Source organism: Mucilaginibacter sp. cycad4 (assembly GCF_034263275.1).
Taxonomy (GTDB): Bacteria; Bacteroidota; Bacteroidia; order Sphingobacteriales; family Sphingobacteriaceae; genus Mucilaginibacter.
Genome location: NZ_CP139559.1, coordinates 5,321,684 through 5,341,111 on the forward strand (window position 1 = coordinate 5,321,684; position 19,428 = coordinate 5,341,111).

A 19,428-nucleotide genomic window follows, 5' to 3' on the forward strand; every position below is an offset into this window, starting at 1 on the left:
TCCGTGAGATTAAAGACAGCTACCCTGGGATGAGCCTGGTGAAGTGCTGTTGTTTACTTGGAGTTACCCGGCAGGCCTATTACCAGCATTTTTGGGAGACAGAAGCGATAAGCTTTGAGCAGGAAATATTATTAAATGAGGTCCGGGCAATAAGGGCCATACATCCGATTATTGGCGGTAAAAAACTCTATGTTTTGCTGCAGCCTTTTTTGCTTGAGCACCGGATAAAAATGGGCAGGGATGCGCTTTTTGATCTGCTTGCTGCTCACTACTTGTTAGTTAGAAAGAAAAGGCGGCGCATACATACTACTCAATCTTTTCATTGGCTAAGAAAATATCCTAATTGCATAAGAGAAATTATTCCGACTAAAGTGAACGAAATATGGGTGTCAGATATCACTTACTACAGGACAAAGAAGGGATTCGTTTATATCAGTTTTATAACGGATGCCTATAGTAAAAAGATCGTCGGCTATCATGCCGCTGATACACTGGATGCAGTTCACACACTTAGTGCTTTACAAATGGCCATTAAAGAAAGTGACCAGCCTTTGACTGGCTTAATACATCATTCAGACAGAGGTGTTCAGTACTGTAGCTATGATTATGTAAAGCTATTACAGGACAATGAAATAATCATCAGCATGACCGAAAACGGAGACCCTTTAGAGAACGCAGTAGCGGAACGGATAAATGGAATAATGAAACAGGAGTACCTGGAACATCATATACTTAATGATAAAAACCAGGTTATGGAACTTTTAGCTAAGTCTGTAAACACTTATAATAAGCTAAGGCCTCACATGAGTTGCAATATGCTTACACCTGAGATCGTACATCAAAATAACCTATCTGTACAGCGAAATTGGAAAAGTTATTATAATTCAAAAAATGTCAATCTGTAAACCTATTTTAGGACTAATCAATAATGTAAACCTATAGCAGGATTAATCAATTAAACTGTAAACTTATTTTAGGACGATACAGCTTACATAACTTAGCATGAAGCCCACAAGCGAGGACGCTTGCGGTCAATGTCATTAAGTTAGCGAATAAGTTACTAATAATCAGTTATTTATCTTTATTTAATTGATTATTTTTCCTATATTTAATTCATAATCAATTAGTTAAAGTGCAAAAAAAACCTCATTTTTAATCATAGAAAAATTGAGGGAGACAATTTTCAGCAAGGAGCTTGCTCTGAAGTTTAAGATGAATGAACAAGACTTTACCAGGAACAGAAAGCAGCCTTTTAGTTCAACTTTGCTATTTATGTTCAATTTATTAAGAAGAAGCCTTGCCATTGAAATAGATGGCTTCGTACGTTATTTGAATGAGCATTTTTCTTTTGGCAATGCCCGCTCTTTTACCTCAAGCGCTTTTATTCAGAACCGGAAAAAGATCGATCCAGCCGTTTTCAGTCACCTTTCAAATGTGATTATTGAGAACTTTTACACGACAGACAACGAGACGGCAAACTATTTAAATGGTATTAGGATACTGGTTGTTGATAGCACCAAACTTACTTTACCTTATACTGCCGAATTAAAAAAGTGCTATGGCGTAATGAAAAATCAGTCCACAGTGGAAGTTGTACAAGCAAGAGCATCTGTTTTATACGATGTTTTAAATGGCTTAGTCTTAGATGCAGCTTTAGATGGTTTGAATAAAGGGGAAAGGGAACTCGCGCTAAGGCATAACCAAAAATGGAAAAAGAAAGACCTGATCATATATGACAGAGGATACCCTTCTTACGATTTTATACATGAGCATGTTAAATTGGGGGCTGATTGTTTGATACGGGTAACAGTAGCGAATTTTTCGTTCGCTACTACCTTTGTAGCCGGCGGTAAGAAATCTGTAGTTACGGAAATATATCCCTCAGAAAGTCATTCACTAAAAGATAAGGATTATGATAAAAATACTCCGTTAAAAGTGCGTTTATTAAGGGTTGACCTTCCGAGCGGAGAAGTAGAGGTACTGATAACAACTTTGTTGGATAGTACTAAATACCCTGCTAAACTGTTTAAAAAGCTATATTTCATGCGATGGGGAGTTGAGACCTTTTATGATGAATTAAAGAACAAACTTAAGGTCGAACACTTCACAGGTTACTCACAAGCGAGCATATTGCAGGATTTTTATTGTGCCATTTTTATCAGCAATCTTCAATCGGTTATTGTAAATGATCTGGAACCGGAATTGTCTATACAAAATGAAGCCAAAAAATACGATTACAAGGTAAATACAAACCTCTCTTATGGGTTCTTAAAAAACAGGATATTAGAATTGCTTTGTAAACAAGCCCCTTTAGAATCTGTATTTCAGGAATTAGAAGCTTTGTTTATTAAACATACTATCCCGGTGAGAAATAATCGAACGTTCCCAAGACATGCCGGTAAATACAGAGCCAGGATCAGACCTAAAGTAACTAAAAATCAAAAAGATGCAATCTAAAACCAACTTAACTTAATGACATTGCGCTTGCGGTAGCGATGGAGATACTTTTGTAAAGGATAATGCCAGGCGGATTGTGAAATAGGATAATAAAAGAAGCGTCATTGCGAGGTACGAAGCAATCCCAAACTTTACAGATCGGATCTGCTAATCGGGGATTGCTTCGTACCTCGCAATGACGCCGTTATGTTTTGAATATTTTGCCCTTACGGCTTCACCGCACTCTTCACATATTTATCCACCCGCCCATCTTTAATCACACCTTTCCAGTTTAAACCGAAACCGAAATCATATTTATTGCCCTGCTCATCAACATAGCATTTCATATCGTGCGGCACATCCTCAAACTGGGCTTCAACGGTTTTCATATCAACCGGCATTTGCAATGGCAGCAATGCTGATGGTTCGGCTTTACCGGTCATGATATCAAGCGATGCCTGGCCCTGTACGCCAAAATCAACAATAATAGCATTGGCATCTTTTTCAAACTCAGCAAACACCATCGGGTTACTCATGTTAACAGATACAATAACTGGCTTGCCTTTCATTTTTGCATAAGTATCGGTAACCATAGCCAGATCCGTAACATTAATAGCAGTGCTTGATTTGCCCTTGTAAGTACGATTGGTAAATTTTTCCAGCGGGTCGCCGCCTGCTATACTGGTTGCACGGGCGTCGGCAGCTGTGTACGCGCCATATTGAAGGTTAACAGGCACATAACCTGTTCCGCCGTTTTTGGCATCGGCGCTGTTATAACCGCCGCCGCTGTTTGGGCTGGCGATAAATACCAGGGCATAATCAGCCTCATCCGGGTTATCAGTCACTTTGAAATACTTTTTAACAGTTTCCATATTTACCGGGTATTCCAGTTTCTCTGGCGTTTCCATCCCTAAAAAGTTTCTGCCGGCCGGGGTAAATTTTTTAGGAACATAAACAGTTTTGCCGCTTTGCAAAGGCAAAATATTAGCCTTATTCTTCAGCATCACTATTGATTTAAGCTGCGCCTGGTAACCTGCATCCATAAACTCGGGTTTGCCAACAACTTGTTTTGACACTTCAGGTTCCAGGTAAGGGTTTTCAAACAAACCTGTCCTGAAAATATTGCGTAACAACCGCACTGCCGATTGCTCAAACCTTGCCCGCATAAATGCTTCGCCGTGCTCTTTTACACCAATTTGGTAAGCTTCGGTGACCGGAGCAACCTCATTATTACCTCCAAACTGATCAACACCGGCCATCAGCACTTTATAATGACGCTGCGCAATAGAAAGTCCTTCCACACCCCATGACTTACCCGAAAGGAATGAATCAACCGTAGTTTCATCGCCGGTAACCAGCCAATCGGTACAAACCACGCCATCGTATTTATATTTTTTACGGAGCAGGTCGTTAATGATGTAGGAGTTATAATTATTGGCCACATTTTCATGGTTCTTAACATCCTGGTTATAGGAGATGGTATAATAAGGCATTACGGCTGCAGCCATACCGGTTTTACCATTCAGCTTAAAAGCACCTTCTGTAAACGGGATCAGGTGCTGTTTAAAATTATTCCCCGGATAAACCGCGTATTTACCATAAGCATAATGTGCATCACGACCACCCTCACCGGCACCACCGCCCGGCCAGTGTTTAACCATAGCATTTACACTATTATAACCCCATCCGTTCTTTATTTCCTTTTCAGCTTCTGAAGTCTGAAAGCCATCAATATAAGCGCGGGCCATATCGGCGGCTAATTGCGGGTCTTCACCAAAAGTACCGCTTACACGGGCCCAGCGCGGATCAGTAGCGATATCAACCTGCGGCGAAAGTGCTGTTGAAATACCCAAAGCCCGGTATTCCTGAGCGGCTATATGGCCAAAGTTTTTCACCACTTCCGGATCAAAAGTAGCGGCCAGCCCAAGCGATCCCGGCCACATGGAAATAGCCCCTCCTGCCCCTGCATTGTATTCGGCAGTAGCCACGGTACCATGCCGCGGATCGGAGCTGTTATTGTTGGGGATCCCCAAACCCAATCCTTCTACAAAAGCCTGTGCGTTGTTATTCCATTGCGCGGCTATTTCAGGACTTTGTACCGAAGTTACCAGCACATGCCTTACATTATCCTTAGCTAAAAATTGCTTTTGCTGATCGGAAAGATCAGACGCCTTCGCCCCGCTTTCTGCAAATACCTTGTTATTATAAGTACCGGCAAAAGGTCCACCCGCAGCAGCGGGGATTGGCTGGTGGCGACTGTACAGCATCAGCCCCGCTATTTGTTCAACGCTCATTTTTGAGGCGAGGTCTTTAGCCCGTTCATCAACCGGCAAACGCCAGTCTTCGTATTTATCCAGTTTGCCGTTCTTGTTCAGGTCTTTAAAAGCAAGGCCATCAACAGTTAATATTTTTACGCCGGATGTGGTGGAGTAACCTAAGTTTTGCCCACCGGTATTGGTAACAAAAGCAATATCGCCTGCTTTTCTTTCTGTCCACTTATTTTGTGCTATTGTAGCCGTTGCGGGCAGCAAGGCCAGCAGGGTTATCAGTTTAATTGGTTTGGCCATGATGGTTCATGATTCAGGTTAAAGAAAAAAGCCCCTGCAAAAAATATTGCAGAGGCCAGGTTGGTTTTACTTTAGTTTTAGTTCGTTTATAGTTTGTTCGGGCATCAGCGCCTTATTTACTTTTTCAACAGTGATATCTTTAGCCAGGCTGAAAGATGCTGCTTCCTCAATTTTGCGAGATGATGAACCTATTTTCACTTTATAGTCTCCTTCATCAGCTATCCAGGCCTGCCTGTTGGTATAAAACGAAGCCAGATCAGATGCTTTGATAGTAAACGTCAACGTTTGCGATTGCCCCGGGGCCAGCAGTTTGGTTTTGCCGAAAGCTTTCAGCTCATCTTCGGGCTTATCCAGATCTTTTTTAGGAGCCGCCAGGTACAACTGCACCACCTCTTTACCTGCAACCTCACCGGTGTTTTTAACCGTTACCGTTGCAGTAATTGCATTTTTGAAAACCTTTGAGCTTAATTTCAGATCAATGAACTTAAAGTTGGTGTATGACAAGCCATAACCAAACTCATATGCCGGGGTAATTTTAGCGGCATCGTAATAACGGTAGCCCACATAAATACCCTCTTCATAAATAACTTGTGTTGGTTTACCTTCAGGCGTACCCGGGAAGTTATTAGCCGATGGTACATCTTTATAATCGGCAGGGAAAGTAGTCGCCAGTTTGCCCGATGGGTTTACTTTACCGCTCAGCACATCGGCAATGGCGTTACCGGCTTCCAAACCTGGCTGCCAGGCTAATAAGATCCCGTCAACCTTGTCGCGCCAGGCGATAACATCAACAACACCACCTACGTTAAGTACAACAATTACCTTTTTACCTTTTGCATGAAAAGCATTAGCAACACCATTGATCAATCCTTTTTCCGCATCGTTTAAATAATAATCGCTTTCCAGCTTACGGTCAGCACCTTCGCCGGCGTTACGACCAATCGTGATCAGTGCTTCATCAGCACCATTGGCTTCCTCTGCTACGATAGCGTTTACATCCATTTCTGGAATAGGTGCCGGGTGATCGAAAAAGTTTTTAGGCTTTGGCTGTTTGGCCTTCATATCTGTCAGGTATGCTTTGTAATTATTTGACAGCGTTTCCTGTAATTTGAAGTTAGCATTTGCCAAACCCTGCATTAACGAAATGGTATAGGCTTTATTCACATCGCCACTGCCCGTACCACCTGCGATAATATCATACGAGGTATTACCGAATACTGCGATCCTTTTACCTGCACCAAATGGCAGGGCATGATCGTCATTCTTTAAAAGCACCATGCCCTGCGCGGCTGCTTCACGGGCCACAGCAGCATGACCGGCCAGGTCAGGAGCATCAGAGTATTTATATTTTTTAAACGTAGGCGATTGAACTATTACATTCAGGATGCGCTCAACGTTGGCATCAAGTTGTGGAGCGCTAAGCTTACCACTTTTTACGGCGGCTACTATATCTTCTGATTGGGTTGGGTTACCCGGCATCAGCAAATCGTTGCCGGCTTTCATTTGCGCTACGGCATCTTTACCGCCAAACCAATCGGTCATGACAAAACCTTTAAAACCCCACTCCTTTTTAAGGATGGTAGTGAGCAGGTCGCGCCTTTCGGATGTAAAAGTGCCGTTCAGTTTATTGTATGATGACATCACTGTCCAGGGCTGTGCTTTTTTTACCGCTATCTCAAAACCACGCAGGTACAACTCACGCATGGCACGCTCGCTTACTATGGTGTTAATGGAGTTACGATTGGTTTCCTGGTTATTGGCCGCGTAATGTTTAATGGAAGTACCTACCCCATTTGATTCAATACCATTGACAATAGCCGCGGTCATGCTGCCTGCCACTAAAGGATCTTCAGAATAATACTCAAAATTACGGCCGCCCAGCGGGTTACGGTGAATGTTAAGCCCCGGTGCAAGCAAAATATCAACCCCGTATTCGCGCACTTCGTTACCAAAGGCAACACCTACTTTATTCACAAGCTGGGTATCCCAGGTTGAGGCCAGCAAGGTAGCCACCGGGAAAGCCGTAGCATAATAAGTTTTTGATTTATCGCCATTACGGATAGGCTCGATCCTTAAACCGGCGGGGCCATCAGATACCGTGATTGAAGGGATTCCTAAACGGGCAATAGCATGTGTGCGACCGGCTGCTCCGGGCACTTTTTCGGGAATATTATAAGCATCCGGATCAGACGGAGGCAATTTAAAGCCCCCTATATCAATTGCTTCAGGCTTTTTACCCTTTACCGGCGGCGGCACACCCGGCATTTTAAAACCCATCCCCACAACAAGCTTCGATTTTTCTTCGAGTGTCATGGCGGCAATAATCTGTTTTACGTTTGTTGCACTTAGTTGCAGCGCCGGTTTTTTGCTTTGGGCCAGTGCTGCCTGATGGATTCCACCGGCAAATAAAACGCCTGCTAAAGCAACGTGTAATTTGTAGCTCATTCTCATGTTTAAAAATTAAATAGGTTAAAGGGTACTAATTGGCGGTAACAATAACAGCAAAAATTACACTCTTTGTGTCATTATTACACAATAGTAAAAATTAAGTTTTACAATAGCAAGTTTTATCGATGAAAGGATGAAGATTATGGATGGAGGGGGTCAATAAAGCTATGGAGTTGAAGGACAACAAAATAAAATTGTCATGTTGAGTGTTTAAGTCCGATGGACTCTGATGGGGAAATGACATCTCCATGCCGTCATGCTGAACTTGTTTCAGCACCCCACAAGAAAGGTAGGCGATTTGCTTAGCATGTGCTTAGCGAGTGAGGTGTTGAAACAAGTTCAACATGACAATAGTTTTTTAATTATGTCAGGTAACATATTCTGACGCGAGTATACAGGATGAGACTGAGTGCTTTTTATTCGGTTTTGTAAATATGGGCGTTCCCGTTAGCCAACGGGCCGTGCTCATACTGCACAGGCATTATCCGTTGGCTAACGGACGGTATCCGCTCCTATCACTAACGCGGCCCCCGCACACCATCGCTAAAATATATTATATACGTCATAACAGTTTTTTTCAGGCTCCCTGATGGTCACTCGCAATGACGATTTATAATATTCTCACTACGCCAATACCTCTTCCAGCACATCAGCCGATTTTATGTTGCCAAAACCTTCAACATGCATGGCATAATATTCCAGCAGCTTTTGCAACAGGTATCGGCGTTCATCGTTACTCAGCTGAAGCGCATGCATATTTTCAAAACCGGTTTGCAATACTAACCCGAAGCTTTGAGTATGGGGGGGCGACAAGTACGAAACGCTATCGGGCTTGAAACGGGTAAACTGCCCATTTTTTATATCGAAGTAATCCGCATTGCCAGCCATATAGCGGTCGGGATAAAAACCGAGGTAGCGGGTAAGCCGGGTTAAAAATACCAGGTGAAAATTGGCTACGCTTTCGGTTTGGTGATCGAGCCATTCAATAGCGCTGAAAATAAAATCGAACAGGTTTTCATCAGGCGATTGCTGCTTTATGGCTTTGTACAACACCTCATTCAAAAATATCGCTATACAGCTTTTAATTACATCATAAGGAATACTGAGCAGTACCGGTGCATTTTTCAGTTCAGAAATGCGCTGTACACTCCCGGTATTTTTATGGTAAACCACAAGGTCCAACAGGTGCAGGGGCTGTAACATATTCCGGCCTATTTTTGCTTTTGGCTTTTTTGCTCCGTTGATAATGTACGATTGCAGCCCAAACTTTTCGGTAAAGATCTGAACAATTACGCTGCTTTCGCCATAATCGGTAGCCCTGAATATGATTCCACGGGTTTTATGCAGCATGCCTTATCAATAAAATGATCTTCGGTAAAAAAATAACTATTCCCGTTATCAGCGCGAATAGTGCAGCCACAACAACAGCACCGGCAGCTATATCTTTTACATGCCCCGCTTTTTCGTTATAAGTGGGCGAAACCAGGTCGGTCAGTGTTTCGAGCGAAGTATTAAGCAATTCGGTAACAAGTACCACGGTAATACAAGCCATAAGCCAAAGCCACTCGGCAGTTGAAAGCTTTAAAAAGAAGCCCAATGCAACGGCTATTGTTCCGGCCACCAAATGAAACCTGAAGTTAGGCTGGGTTTTGACAGCATACCCTAAACCCTTAAACGCGAAACCAAAACTGCGTACCAACCTTTTCATGCTCAAAAATACAAAGTTTAAGTGCAAATAAGGACAGGCGTTATACTGCGGTATTGTAGTTATCCTTACCTGCACCGTTGTTAGTGTTGTCTCGCCGTTGTTGGTGTTGTCACCAACAACTCTACACCATCCAATTAACAATCTCGGTTAATCCATCCAATAATTGTTGGTGACAACACCAACAACGGCATAAATATTGGTTTAAAAAGCCATGTCATTGAGGAGGCACGACAAAGCAATCTCGTAGCTATACAGATCGGACATGCATTAGCTACGAGATTGCCGCGCTACGCTCGCAATGACATATTTTTTAGAAGTAATTTCATCTTCAATAAACAACACCGGCAACGGCATAACACAAGTGTTCAACTTTTAAAAAACGGGTGTTCAGCTTTTTATTTTTCAAAAACATAAAAAGCTGATTATCAGAACAAATTTGTTCATATCTCCCAAAACATCAAATCGCTAAAAACGTAACATCCTAATTATCAACACTGTTTATTTTTTAAAACAAGCTCAAGTGTTTACACCTAAAAAAGTTGAACACTAAATACTGTATACAAATCTGTTAACCACAACATAAAGCGTTACCGGTTATATATTTGTCACATTATCACTATCATTAATAGGCAGATAACGCAATTTTCGTAGTTTTGCGCCTCCCCTTACATATCAATAACTAATGTTCTGGAAACATATAGCTTCTGCAATTCTTAAAAACAGGCTGATAATTTTTATTTGCGTTTTAGCGCTGAGCACCTTTATGGGCTACGAAGCTTCGAAGGTAAAAATTACCTTCAACGGCGGTAAAGTGCTCCCGGTTACCGACTCAGCTTTTATCCGTTATGCCGAGTTCAAGAAAACCTTCGGACAGGATGCCTCATCGATGGTCATCGGAATCAAGTCGCCGGAGATCTTCCATAATAAAGATGTTTTTAACGACTGGTACCAGATTGGCGAACAGTTAAAGAAAGTAAAGGGGATTAAAGCCGTGATCTCGGCCGCCAATATCTACAACCTGCAAAAAGATACCCTGCAGCATAAATTTGTACTGAAGCCATTGGTTACCGGTCCACTGCTAACAGCCGCGGCGGTTGACAGCGTAAATCAACAGCTTGCTTCTATGCCATTTTATAAAGGACTGGTTGTAAGCGAGGATGGCCAAAGCACCCTCATGGCCATTACTTTTGACGATAAGATCATCAATACCCCTTTCCGCGTACCTATCATTAAAAAGATCGGCCAGCTTGGACAGGCATTTGAGAAGAAACACAATATTAAAGTACACTACTCCGGCCTGCCCCTCATCCGTACAGTTGTTGGCGACCTGGTAGCTCATGAGTTTTCATTATTCCTCAGCCTTTCGGTGATCATTACCGGCCTTATCCTGCTGCTGTTTTTCCGTTCGGTATTCCCGGTTATTTTCCCGGTGATAGTGGTGATATTGGGTGTGGTGTTTAGCCTGGGCGTACTGCAACTGATGCATTACGAAATGACCATTCTTACGGGTATCATTCCTCCGCTTATTGTGGTGATCGGGATCCCTAATTGTGTGTTCATCCTCAATAAATATTTCCATGAGTATGGCATCAGCGGTAATAAAATGGCTGCCTTGGAAGTTGCTGTTGAGCGTGCAGGTATCACTACTTTTATAGCAAACGTTACTACAGCTATAGGCTTTGGTGTTTTGTGCTTTACCAACAGCGAACTGCTTACCCAGTTTGGCCTGGTAGCTTCAATCGGCATATTGGGCACCTTTGCATTGAGCCTGATTTTAGTACCCATTATTTTCAGTTTCCTGCCCGCACCTAAGGCAAGCCAAACCGGCATTAAAGACAGTAAACTGATGGACGGCCTGTTGGCTACGCTGGATAAGCTGGTACATACCAAACGCAAGGTTATTTACATCGCCACCGTAGTATTGATCATTATTGCGGGTTTTGGCATGGTTAAAATGAACATTAACGGCTATGTAGTTGATGACCTGCCGCAAAGTAATAATACCCTGCATGATCTTAAATTTTTCGAGTCGAATTTTAAGGGTGTGTTACCGTTAGAGGTTAGTATCGATACCAAACGCAAAAATGGGGTAATGAACCTGGCCACTATCCGCAAGGTGGAGAGGCTGGAAAAACTCATCTCCTCCTACCCGGAGTTCAGCCGTTCGGTATCATTGATCCAGGTGCTGAAGTTCAGTACACAGGCGTTTTATGGCGGCAACCCCGAGTACTATCGATTGCCCGACGGACTGGAGCAAAACTTTATCCTAAACTATGCCGGCAACTCGGGCAAAGGTACAAGCAGCCTGCTGAAAACTTATCTCGACAGCACCCACCGCGTTACCCGTGTTACCTTTGAAATGGTTGATGCCGGTTCAAAAAAAATGAATACGGTACTGGCCGAACTGCAACCCAGGATCGATTCTATTTTTAACCCGAAGAAGTTCCATGTTGAGCTAACTGGTTCAAGCATTATATTTATAAAAGGCACCAACTACCTGTTGACAAACCTTTATGAAAGCCTTGCCTGGGCTATAGCACTAATAGCAGGCGTAATGTGGATCCTCTTCCGGGGTATAAAAATGATTGCTATATCACTGGTGCCGAACCTTGTTCCACTTGTAATCACAGCCGGTATTATGGGCTTTTTTGGCATCCCGCTTAAGCCGTCGACCATATTGATATTCAGTATAGCCATGGGCATCTCGTCCGACCAAACCATCTATTTCATTACCCGTTACCGCCATGAGTTACGCCACAGTAAAAAGAGCATTTCACAAATAGTTTCAGACACCATTCGCGAAACCGGGGTGAGTATGATCTTTATTGCAACCGTGTTATTTTTCGGGTTCGGGATTTTCGCGGTGTCAAAGTTTGGCGGCACCGCAGCCCTGGGGATCCTGTTGTCTATAACCCTGCTGGTTGCCATGATCAGCAACCTTACCCTGCTGCCCGCGTTTTTGTTATCACTTGAAGGCGGCGTTGACCGCAAGAAGATTAAGGGGCCGGATATTGATGAAGCCTGATTGGAGCTCAAAGCCGAAAGCTTTTGCTGCCCTGTCCTTAAAAACGCCAAGCTACTGCTGCACCCTTCACGGATTTGCGTTACCGGCTACTTTAATTTTACCATAAGTATAGCCAACACTGCCATCCATATTGGTGCCTTCCAAAATATAAGTATAAGTTGTTGGTTTATCTGCTGCGTAAAATGATACGGTTGCTTTGCCATCGGTGCCGGTTGTTATATTGGGCTCCCAATGTATAGTTGAGCGCAAATCAGGGGTATGTTTATTTGCATCATTAGGCAAATAACGCGGGCGATAAAACCGGGCCGGAACGCTTAATGCCAAAGGCTTATATAAATAAGCCCCGGGTGTATGCACTATCGCCGGCCCTTTGCCGCTACGTGTAGTGATCTCAACAAAAGCTATATCCAACGGGTTTAAATTAGGCTTCCATTCCGGATAAATATATCTACGAAAATAGTCACCGCTATATTTGCCTGAACTGTTAATCTCAATCCCCTTAACGTCTTCAGCTGTATTCGACTCGAGGTAGTTTTTAATATCATCTCCATTCGGCTCATCAAATGACGTTATCTTAAATATACTACCAAAAGGAATACCATCAACTATTAACTTCATGGGTTTGTTATCTATCAAATACCACGGAATAGTTACCAATGGACGCACAATAACAAATTGCGATATTGCGTTGACCTCATCAAGTGATTTATCCTGCAATGCAAATCTTAAACTATACTTTTTGGTTAAAGTCGCCCATCTCAGGTTTGGAACATGCTCCTCTAAAAAATTCAGCAGACTCTTTTTACTTGCTTTCAACATGTCGGCTTCATCAAAGACCAAATCGGCATTACCTGCACCATTTAAATTTTGTGAGCCTTTAACTATTTTTTTTGCGGTAATTTTTACCTCTTTTAAAGCCTTAGTGTCAGCAGGTAGATTATCGACCAGATTTTGCCGCATCCGGTTATTTTTCAAACTGTTGAACAAGGTACTGTCACTGCTTACATACCAGGGCATTGGTGTGGGGCCGGCAGATGCCAGCAACACAGGAGGTGGAGCATCGTCCATTACAATGCCAACATTAAAATTTTTAGAAGTTTTAATAAAATAAGCCGGGGTATCTGCAAGTGGGAGATTACGAAACGCAAACCTGCCGTCCTTATCGGTGAGCATATCAGTTGCCACTATCGGCGATTTGGAAAATAGCTGCACTTTAGTTTGTTTAACAGGTTTGTTAAAAACATTAATTACGCGACCTTTAACCGCCATCTCGGTTTCGGCAACGTAACCAGGATTATCTTTACCATCGGGCCAGTTGTAACTTACCCAGCCCTGCGTAAGCAACAGGTTATCAAGTGCATCTTTGCCTTGTGTATTATTAGCTGTCAGATAATAGTTCGGTTGCTCCACAAAGCCTTTTAATTCGGATGTAAGCAGTATGCGGGTAGCAATATTCTCGTTGTTCAGGCTATCCAGATGTACTTGCGCGTCATCGGTAACCGCTATTGAAAAATTGCCGGCGAGCGGATTGCCCAAAGCATCTTTTGCATTGATGTGTAACGCTATACTATCGCTTAGACCATAAGCCATTTTATCTGCATTGATGTTTAAATGCAGGTTGTCATGCCGGTTAATGAAAATCGACCGTTCGTTTAATGGCTTGCTGTTTTTATCAAGCAGCAAAAAATGAGTGATACCAGAAGGGAAAAGCTTTTTATTGATTTTTTGACTGATAGACGTACCGTTTTTAAAGTCGACCATTGCACCATAACAAATAATTTCGCGGGCTTTACCTACCAGGAAATAGCTTTCACCTGATCTGGCAATTTTATCGGTTGCGGAAAGCAGGACTTTTACCGAATCTTCTTTGGGGATATTGATCACGTTCAGGACGATCCCGTCGTTTTTAACATCGGGCAACGGAAATTCACGGATTGAACCACCAGGCAGGGTTATTTTAGCTGTATAATTTTCGCCCGCGTTAACAACCGGCAAGTTAAAACTACCCATGCCCAAATGCTGCGTTGCAAAATTAGCCACAACCTTTTTTTCGTGATCAAGTACCTGGCCCAAAACGTTGATGCCTTTGCCGTCTAACCCTATAGCCTTAAACCCGACATGTGCCGATAATCCGGCCACGAGCTCACCTCCTTCGGGCATAAACTGAACATCGGCATCCTGCGGGCGATTAAAGTTGAGCGGGATATTTACACGGTTACTTCCGGCATCAGTGGCTATAATTCGGATATCTCCTGGTTTGTCCGGCAGATTAAAGGATATATCTATCATGCCCTTTTCGTCGGTTTGCAGGTTTTCCCTGTACAAACGCTTCTTGCCTTTCATTACCGACAGCTGCACTGGTTTGCCTGCTATAATCGTTTTATAAGCATCGCTGAGTATTAGCTTAACGTGTGCCAGTTCCTTACCATCAGTTATTGCACTTGAACAGGTATAGTTAGACAGCCAACCGCTGCTGGCATCATCGGCAATGATGAACTGTTTCCGGAAAAAACAATTTTGGCTAAAATTTTGCAGCCATTGGGTGTAGGCAACAAGCGTATAAGTACCGGCCGGCAGCTCCTTCAGGCTAATGTTGCCCCAACTTAACCCATTTTCAACCGGCAGTCGCTGCCGCTTTACTACTACATTGCTATCGGTAATAATGCTTACATACATTAACCCGCTTTTGGCCGACAGGTTGAGTGTGGGTCCGTTAAACAGATAGGCCTTAAACCAAAGGGTATCGCCAGGGGTGTAGGTGTTTTTATCCAATTGCAGATAGATTTTTTCGGCGGGGTTTTGATTGGTAATATTATCCTGGGCCGATTTCATTTCAAGCAGGCGTGAAACCGGAGCTTTTTCCTGCGCACAGCAATAAAAATTGAAAAATAAAATAAGCGCTAAAATGAGCAGGCTGACCAATGAGTCACTCATCATTTTTGCTATGTAGACAAATACTGGTTTGTTGAAGCAGCTGTTTTTCAATTTGGATGTATTTAGGTTTATAATCGGGTGATATAAAGATAATTATTATTGGCCGATAAATAAATGCCCTATATTTATATTATGCCAAAAGAAGAAGTGAACGACCTCCTTTTTTTTATGAGGACTTTCCCCTACGAAGTGAGGGAACGCGCTTTGTGGCTGCGCGATTTTATATGGGATTTATACCCGCAGGCCAACGAACTTATTTACGATAATTATAATGCACTGGCCTTTGGTTGGTCGCCAACCGAAAGGATGGGTCATATATTTTGTTCCGTGGCTATCTACCGGGTCAATTTCAATATGCATTTTGGATTTTATTGGGGAGCCGAGCTGACTGACCCTCAACAGTTGCTCATTGGCGATGGTAACCAATACCGGTATTTAAGGGTAACTGATATAGCAGCCTTTCCGCAGCCCGAAGTAAAAAAGTTGATTGATGAAGCATGGCAAAACTCGCTTAAAAAAGTAAAAGACCCTAAGCTGCTCACCCAGGGCAAAACTATTGTAAAAATGGTATCCAACAATAAGCGCGAAAAAAAACTAAAGGTACCTAAGAAGTAGCGCCATTAAAGTCGACAATCACTAAAAGCTATAAGGCTCCTGGCTCTTACATCTAAATGTCTTGCATCTCTTCTTCACTCATCCCCTAAATATCTGCGTCCATGTACTTTATCTTTTAACTGTATAATAGTTTTTGTTGCTTTGATAATAATTCGGCAACAAGCAAATTGAAACAACAGGCAACTATATCACTTTACTGGAAATGCCAGCTCATTGGCTGGTCGGTTGCGGCGCTTTACTGGGGGTATACGGGCTATAGTCAGCCGGGCTTTCACTGGTTATTAGGTATCATTCAATTTACCACTGATGTTGCTGTTTATATCTTCATCACCCACCTTTATCGCTGCCTTGCCCTAAAATTGGGCTGGCAAAACCTTGGGTTAAACAAGTTATTGCCAAGGCTGATACCCGCAGTTATAGTATTGGGCTTGGTTTACCTGTTTGTAACGGTTTCAAAAGTTTATTTTTTCAGGGTGTGGTTTCAGCCGGGGTTTTCAAAATCATTCACGGAGTTTTTTGATTTTTACCGCGATAGCATTTTTGTAGCCGGGGTACGCCTGATGTCCATCTGGCTACTGGCTTATCACCTATACCATTATTCAAAACGCGAGATTGGCATTGCCAGGGAAAACGCCCGGCTGGCGGTTATTACCCGCGATGCACAGCTTAATAACCTGTCGGCGCAGCTTAACCCGCATTTCCTGTTCAACTCTTTAAATAACATCAAGGCTTTAATTATTGACGACCCTAAATCAGCAAGGCGGGCTATCGACCTGCTGGCCGATCTGCTGCGGAATTCGCTTTACAGCGGCGACAAACAAATGACCACCATAAAAGAAGAGCTGGAACTGGTTAAAGATTACCTTGAGCTGGAAAAACTAAGACTTGAAGAGCGGCTGCAATATCACATTGAAGCAGGCGATGAGTTTCATGATATGCTTATTCCCCGCTTAAGTATTCAAACCCTGATTGAAAACGCTATTAAGCACGGCATCGGCCAGCAAAAGCAAGGGGGGCTCATCAGCATAAAACTCACTAATAACCATAGCGGGTTGACAATGTGTATAACCAATCCGGGCAGGTTAAAGCCTATTGAAGAAAGCAGCGGATTAGGTATCAAAAATTTGAACGAACGTTTGCAATTACAGTACAAAGGCGCTGCCTGTTTTATTATCAGCGAAGCTAATGACATGGTAACAGCAACTATTAAAATCCCTTTGGCATGAAAAAGATACGGGTTTTGATTATTGATGATGAACGCGCTGCCCGAAGTGAAATAAGACGGCTGCTTGCCCATTACCCTGATTTTGAAATTATAGGAGAAGCTGTCAATGCCGACGATGCCATGAAAATGATAGGCGAGCAAATGCCAGACCTCCTTTTTTTAGACATCCAGATGCCCGAAAAATCAGGCTTTGACCTACTGGAGGCATTAGCGCAGGTGCCACCAGTGATATTTACAACAGCTTATGATCAATATGCGGTTAAAGCTTTCGAAGTAAGCGCGCTTGATTACCTCGTAAAACCCATTCGCGATGAAAGATTTGAAAAAGCCATAGCGCAGGCAAGGCAGCGGTTAAGCAAGGCCGATCCCGCCGGGCAGATCTTTGTGAAAGACCGCCAGCAATACCATTTTATTCAGTGGAGCTCAGTACATCTTATTGAATCGATGGATAACTATGCACGGATCTTTTTTGGCGATAAAAATGTGTTCCTGAAAAGCTCGCTCAACCAGTTGGAGGAAAAATTGAACAGCAGCATATTTTTCAGGATCAACCGTGCGCAGATCATTAACAGGCAATACATACAAACTATTACAACCGTGGATGGCCGTTTAAAAATAACCATTAGTACTGGCGCGCAGCTGGAAGTATCCGAACGGCAATCGGCAAAATTCAGGCATTGGGCAGCAAATAAATAGATCAACCATTACAAATATTACAACAATTAAAAATGATGAGAAAATTATTCTCCCTGCTCCTGCTATGCCTTGTTTTTGGCAGCATAGCATCGGCACAAAACAAAAAAGCTACAGGACCTTATCTTCGGGATAGCGTATTACTTAAAACACGTGACGGCGCATTCGTTACCGTGATGGTGGCCCGCAAAAAAGGCGTAACCGAAAAGCTACCAGCTATTTTCCAGTTTACCATTTATGCCCGACGAACAGATTCATTAAAAATTCAGGAAGCTGCGGACAGGGGCTATGTTGGCGTGATTGCCTATACCCGCGGCAAATGGAACAGTCCCGGCGAGCCGCTGGCTTATGAAACCGATGGGCGCGATGCATACGATGTGATCGACTGGATCAGTAAACAACCCTGGAGCGATGGCCGGGTGGGCATGTACGGAGGAAGCTATAACGGCTTTACCCAATGGGCTGCTGCAAAAAAACTTCATCCGGCACTTAAAACTATTGTGCCTTCGGCGGCTGTGGCACCGGGGCTTGATGTGCCCATGACCAATAATGTACAAATGAGCTTTGTTTTTTCTTGGACATACTATACCAGCAACAACAAATTTCTGGATGAAAAAGATTACAATGGCCCGCAATGGAACCAACTGTATTGGAAATGGTATAACGCCGGCTTAGCTTACCATACGCTCGACAGCCTTACCGGCAGAGGGATCAATAATATGTTCAGGCATTGGGTAGCACACCCCACCTATGATCAATACTGGCAAAACATGATCCCTTACAAAAATGAATTTGCCGATATCAGGATACCGGTGTTAACTACCACAGGATATTACGATGGCGGGCAGATTGGCGGCATGTATTATTATCGGGAACACCTGAAATATACCCCCAAAGCCAACCATTACGTAGTTATTGGACCCTACGGGCATTTCGGTTCACAGGGGCACCCTGATTCGGTTTTGAATGGTTACCGTATCGATGACGCCGCGCGGATCAACATTCACGAAATTATTTACCAGTGGTTTGATTATATCTTCAAAAACAAATCTAAGCCAGCCTTTTTGAAAGATAAGTTCAACTTTGAAGTTATGGGCAGCAACGAGTGGAAGCATGTGCCATCACTAAAACAAATGAGTAATGATACCCTGAAATTTTATTTGGATAATTCCCGCTTAAATCCGGTTAAGCCGTTAAGAAAGGCTTTCGCATCCCAAAACATCAACTTCGCCAACCGGGACAGCATCAACAGTTACTATTTTTTAAACCAGCTTATTTACGATACGCTGAACACCGGTAGTAGTCTTGTTTTTAAAAGCGATCCGCTTACCCAACCCTTAATCGTAAGCGGTGCATTTTCGGGCGTGTTAAAAACTGTAATCAACAAAAAGGACCTGGATTACCATGTGGTGATGTTTGAGGAAATGCCTGATGGCAAATATTTTTATCTCACCTATTTTATGGGCAGGGCCAGTTATGCTACTAACCCGGAGAAAAGGCATTTGCTAAAACCGGGACAAATGGAAACTATTCCTTTTACCAACAGCTATATTACCAGCAGGCAATTCAGCAAAGGCAGCCGCATAGTGATCCTGCTCAATATCAATAAAAGTCCTTTTGAACAGATCAATTACGGAACGGGTAACAATGTAAGCGATGAAAATATCCAGGATGCTAAAGAACCACTGCAAATAAAATGGCTTAATGATAGTTATATTAATGTGCCGGTGCTGAGGTAGACAAGACGCAAGACGTCAGGTGGCAGGAAACAAGAAAT

The 19,428-nt window shown here is 43.0% G+C and carries 12 protein-coding genes; 7 read left to right on the forward strand and 5 right to left on the reverse strand.

Translation table 11 applies throughout. The features are described 5' to 3' along the window. Positions 1-29 precede the first annotated feature (29 nt). Both SNE26_RS21620 and SNE26_RS21625 read left to right on the forward strand, forming a co-directional pair. The gene (locus SNE26_RS21620) at positions 30-905 is read left to right on the forward strand and encodes an IS3 family transposase (protein ID WP_321554928.1); all 876 of its coding nucleotides are present in this window, start codon (positions 30-32) and stop codon (positions 903-905) included. A gap of 262 nt (positions 906-1,167) precedes the next feature. Next, entirely contained in the window at positions 1,168-2,457 is a 1,290-nt protein-coding gene (locus SNE26_RS21625) for an IS4 family transposase (RefSeq protein ID WP_321555129.1), read from the forward strand. A 206-nt stretch (positions 2,458-2,663) separates the two neighbouring features. Here SNE26_RS21625 and SNE26_RS21630 read toward each other — a convergent pair whose 3' ends face one another. The 4 genes from SNE26_RS21630 to SNE26_RS21645 form a co-directional block, all read right to left on the reverse strand. Beyond that, positions 2,664-5,003: a glycoside hydrolase family 3 N-terminal domain-containing protein gene (locus SNE26_RS21630; protein ID WP_321555963.1), complete on the reverse strand. Its 2,340-nt coding sequence runs from the start codon at positions 5,001-5,003 to the stop codon at positions 2,664-2,666. A gap of 66 nt (positions 5,004-5,069) precedes the next feature. Beyond that, positions 5,070-7,448 (reverse strand): glycoside hydrolase family 3 C-terminal domain-containing protein, encoded by a 2,379-nt coding sequence (locus SNE26_RS21635; RefSeq protein ID WP_321555964.1) that lies wholly within the window; start codon positions 7,446-7,448, stop codon positions 5,070-5,072. Positions 7,449-8,075: 627 nt separating this feature from the next. Then, positions 8,076-8,801 carry a DNA repair protein RecO gene (gene recO / locus SNE26_RS21640; RefSeq protein WP_321555965.1) on the reverse strand — a complete coding sequence of 242 codons (726 nt, stop codon included), beginning with the start codon at positions 8,799-8,801 and terminating at the stop codon, positions 8,076-8,078. Next, positions 8,791-9,159, reverse strand: coding sequence for a diacylglycerol kinase family protein (locus SNE26_RS21645; protein WP_321555966.1), 369 nt, complete (start codon positions 9,157-9,159; stop codon positions 8,791-8,793). The genes recO and SNE26_RS21645 overlap by 11 nt, the downstream gene beginning before the upstream one ends. Before the next feature lie 682 nt (positions 9,160-9,841). On the opposite strand from SNE26_RS21645, the gene SNE26_RS21650 reads away from it, so the two are divergent. After that, positions 9,842-12,184 (forward strand): MMPL family transporter, encoded by a 2,343-nt coding sequence (locus SNE26_RS21650; RefSeq protein WP_321555967.1) that lies wholly within the window; start codon positions 9,842-9,844, stop codon positions 12,182-12,184. 66 nt (positions 12,185-12,250) lie between these two features. Here the strand turns inward: SNE26_RS21650 and SNE26_RS21655 are convergent, their stop codons facing one another. After that, entirely contained in the window at positions 12,251-15,121 is a 2,871-nt protein-coding gene (locus SNE26_RS21655; RefSeq protein ID WP_321555968.1) for a hypothetical protein, read from the reverse strand. 129 nt (positions 15,122-15,250) lie between these two features. Here SNE26_RS21655 and SNE26_RS21660 point away from each other — a divergent pair, with 129 nt between their 5' ends. From SNE26_RS21660 to SNE26_RS21675, 4 genes are all read left to right on the forward strand, one after another. Further along, positions 15,251-15,733, forward strand: coding sequence for a DUF1801 domain-containing protein (locus SNE26_RS21660; protein ID WP_321555969.1), 483 nt, complete (start codon positions 15,251-15,253; stop codon positions 15,731-15,733). Positions 15,734-15,900: 167 nt separating this feature from the next. Then, the gene (locus SNE26_RS21665) at positions 15,901-16,959 is read left to right on the forward strand and encodes a histidine kinase (protein ID WP_321555970.1); all 1,059 of its coding nucleotides are present in this window, start codon (positions 15,901-15,903) and stop codon (positions 16,957-16,959) included. Continuing rightward, entirely contained in the window at positions 16,956-17,654 is a 699-nt protein-coding gene (locus SNE26_RS21670; protein ID WP_321555971.1) for a response regulator, read from the forward strand. Before SNE26_RS21665 ends, SNE26_RS21670 begins: the two co-directional genes overlap by 4 nt. 32 nt (positions 17,655-17,686) lie before the next feature. Beyond that, positions 17,687-19,390 (forward strand): CocE/NonD family hydrolase, encoded by a 1,704-nt coding sequence (locus tag SNE26_RS21675; RefSeq protein WP_321555972.1) that lies wholly within the window; start codon positions 17,687-17,689, stop codon positions 19,388-19,390. Positions 19,391-19,428: the final 38 nt, after the last annotated feature.

Coding starts and splice junctions, on each gene's coding strand:
- SNE26_RS21675 (WP_321555972.1), top strand. CDS start 17,687: ATGATGAGAAAATTATTCTCCCTGCTCCTGCTATGCCTTGTTTTTGGC.
- SNE26_RS21655 (WP_321555968.1), bottom strand. CDS start 15,121: ATGATGAGTGACTCATTGGTCAGCCTGCTCATTTTAGCGCTTATTTTA.
- SNE26_RS21635 (WP_321555964.1), bottom strand. CDS start 7,448: ATGAGCTACAAATTACACGTTGCTTTAGCAGGCGTTTTATTTGCCGGT.
- SNE26_RS21620 (WP_321554928.1), top strand. CDS start 30: ATGAGCCTGGTGAAGTGCTGTTGTTTACTTGGAGTTACCCGGCAGGCC.
- recO (WP_321555965.1), bottom strand. CDS start 8,801: ATGCTGCATAAAACCCGTGGAATCATATTCAGGGCTACCGATTATGGC.
- SNE26_RS21650 (WP_321555967.1), top strand. CDS start 9,842: ATGTTCTGGAAACATATAGCTTCTGCAATTCTTAAAAACAGGCTGATA.
- SNE26_RS21630 (WP_321555963.1), bottom strand. CDS start 5,003: ATGGCCAAACCAATTAAACTGATAACCCTGCTGGCCTTGCTGCCCGCA.
- SNE26_RS21670 (WP_321555971.1), top strand. CDS start 16,956: ATGAAAAAGATACGGGTTTTGATTATTGATGATGAACGCGCTGCCCGA.
- SNE26_RS21645 (WP_321555966.1), bottom strand. CDS start 9,159: ATGAAAAGGTTGGTACGCAGTTTTGGTTTCGCGTTTAAGGGTTTAGGG.
- SNE26_RS21660 (WP_321555969.1), top strand. CDS start 15,251: ATGCCAAAAGAAGAAGTGAACGACCTCCTTTTTTTTATGAGGACTTTC.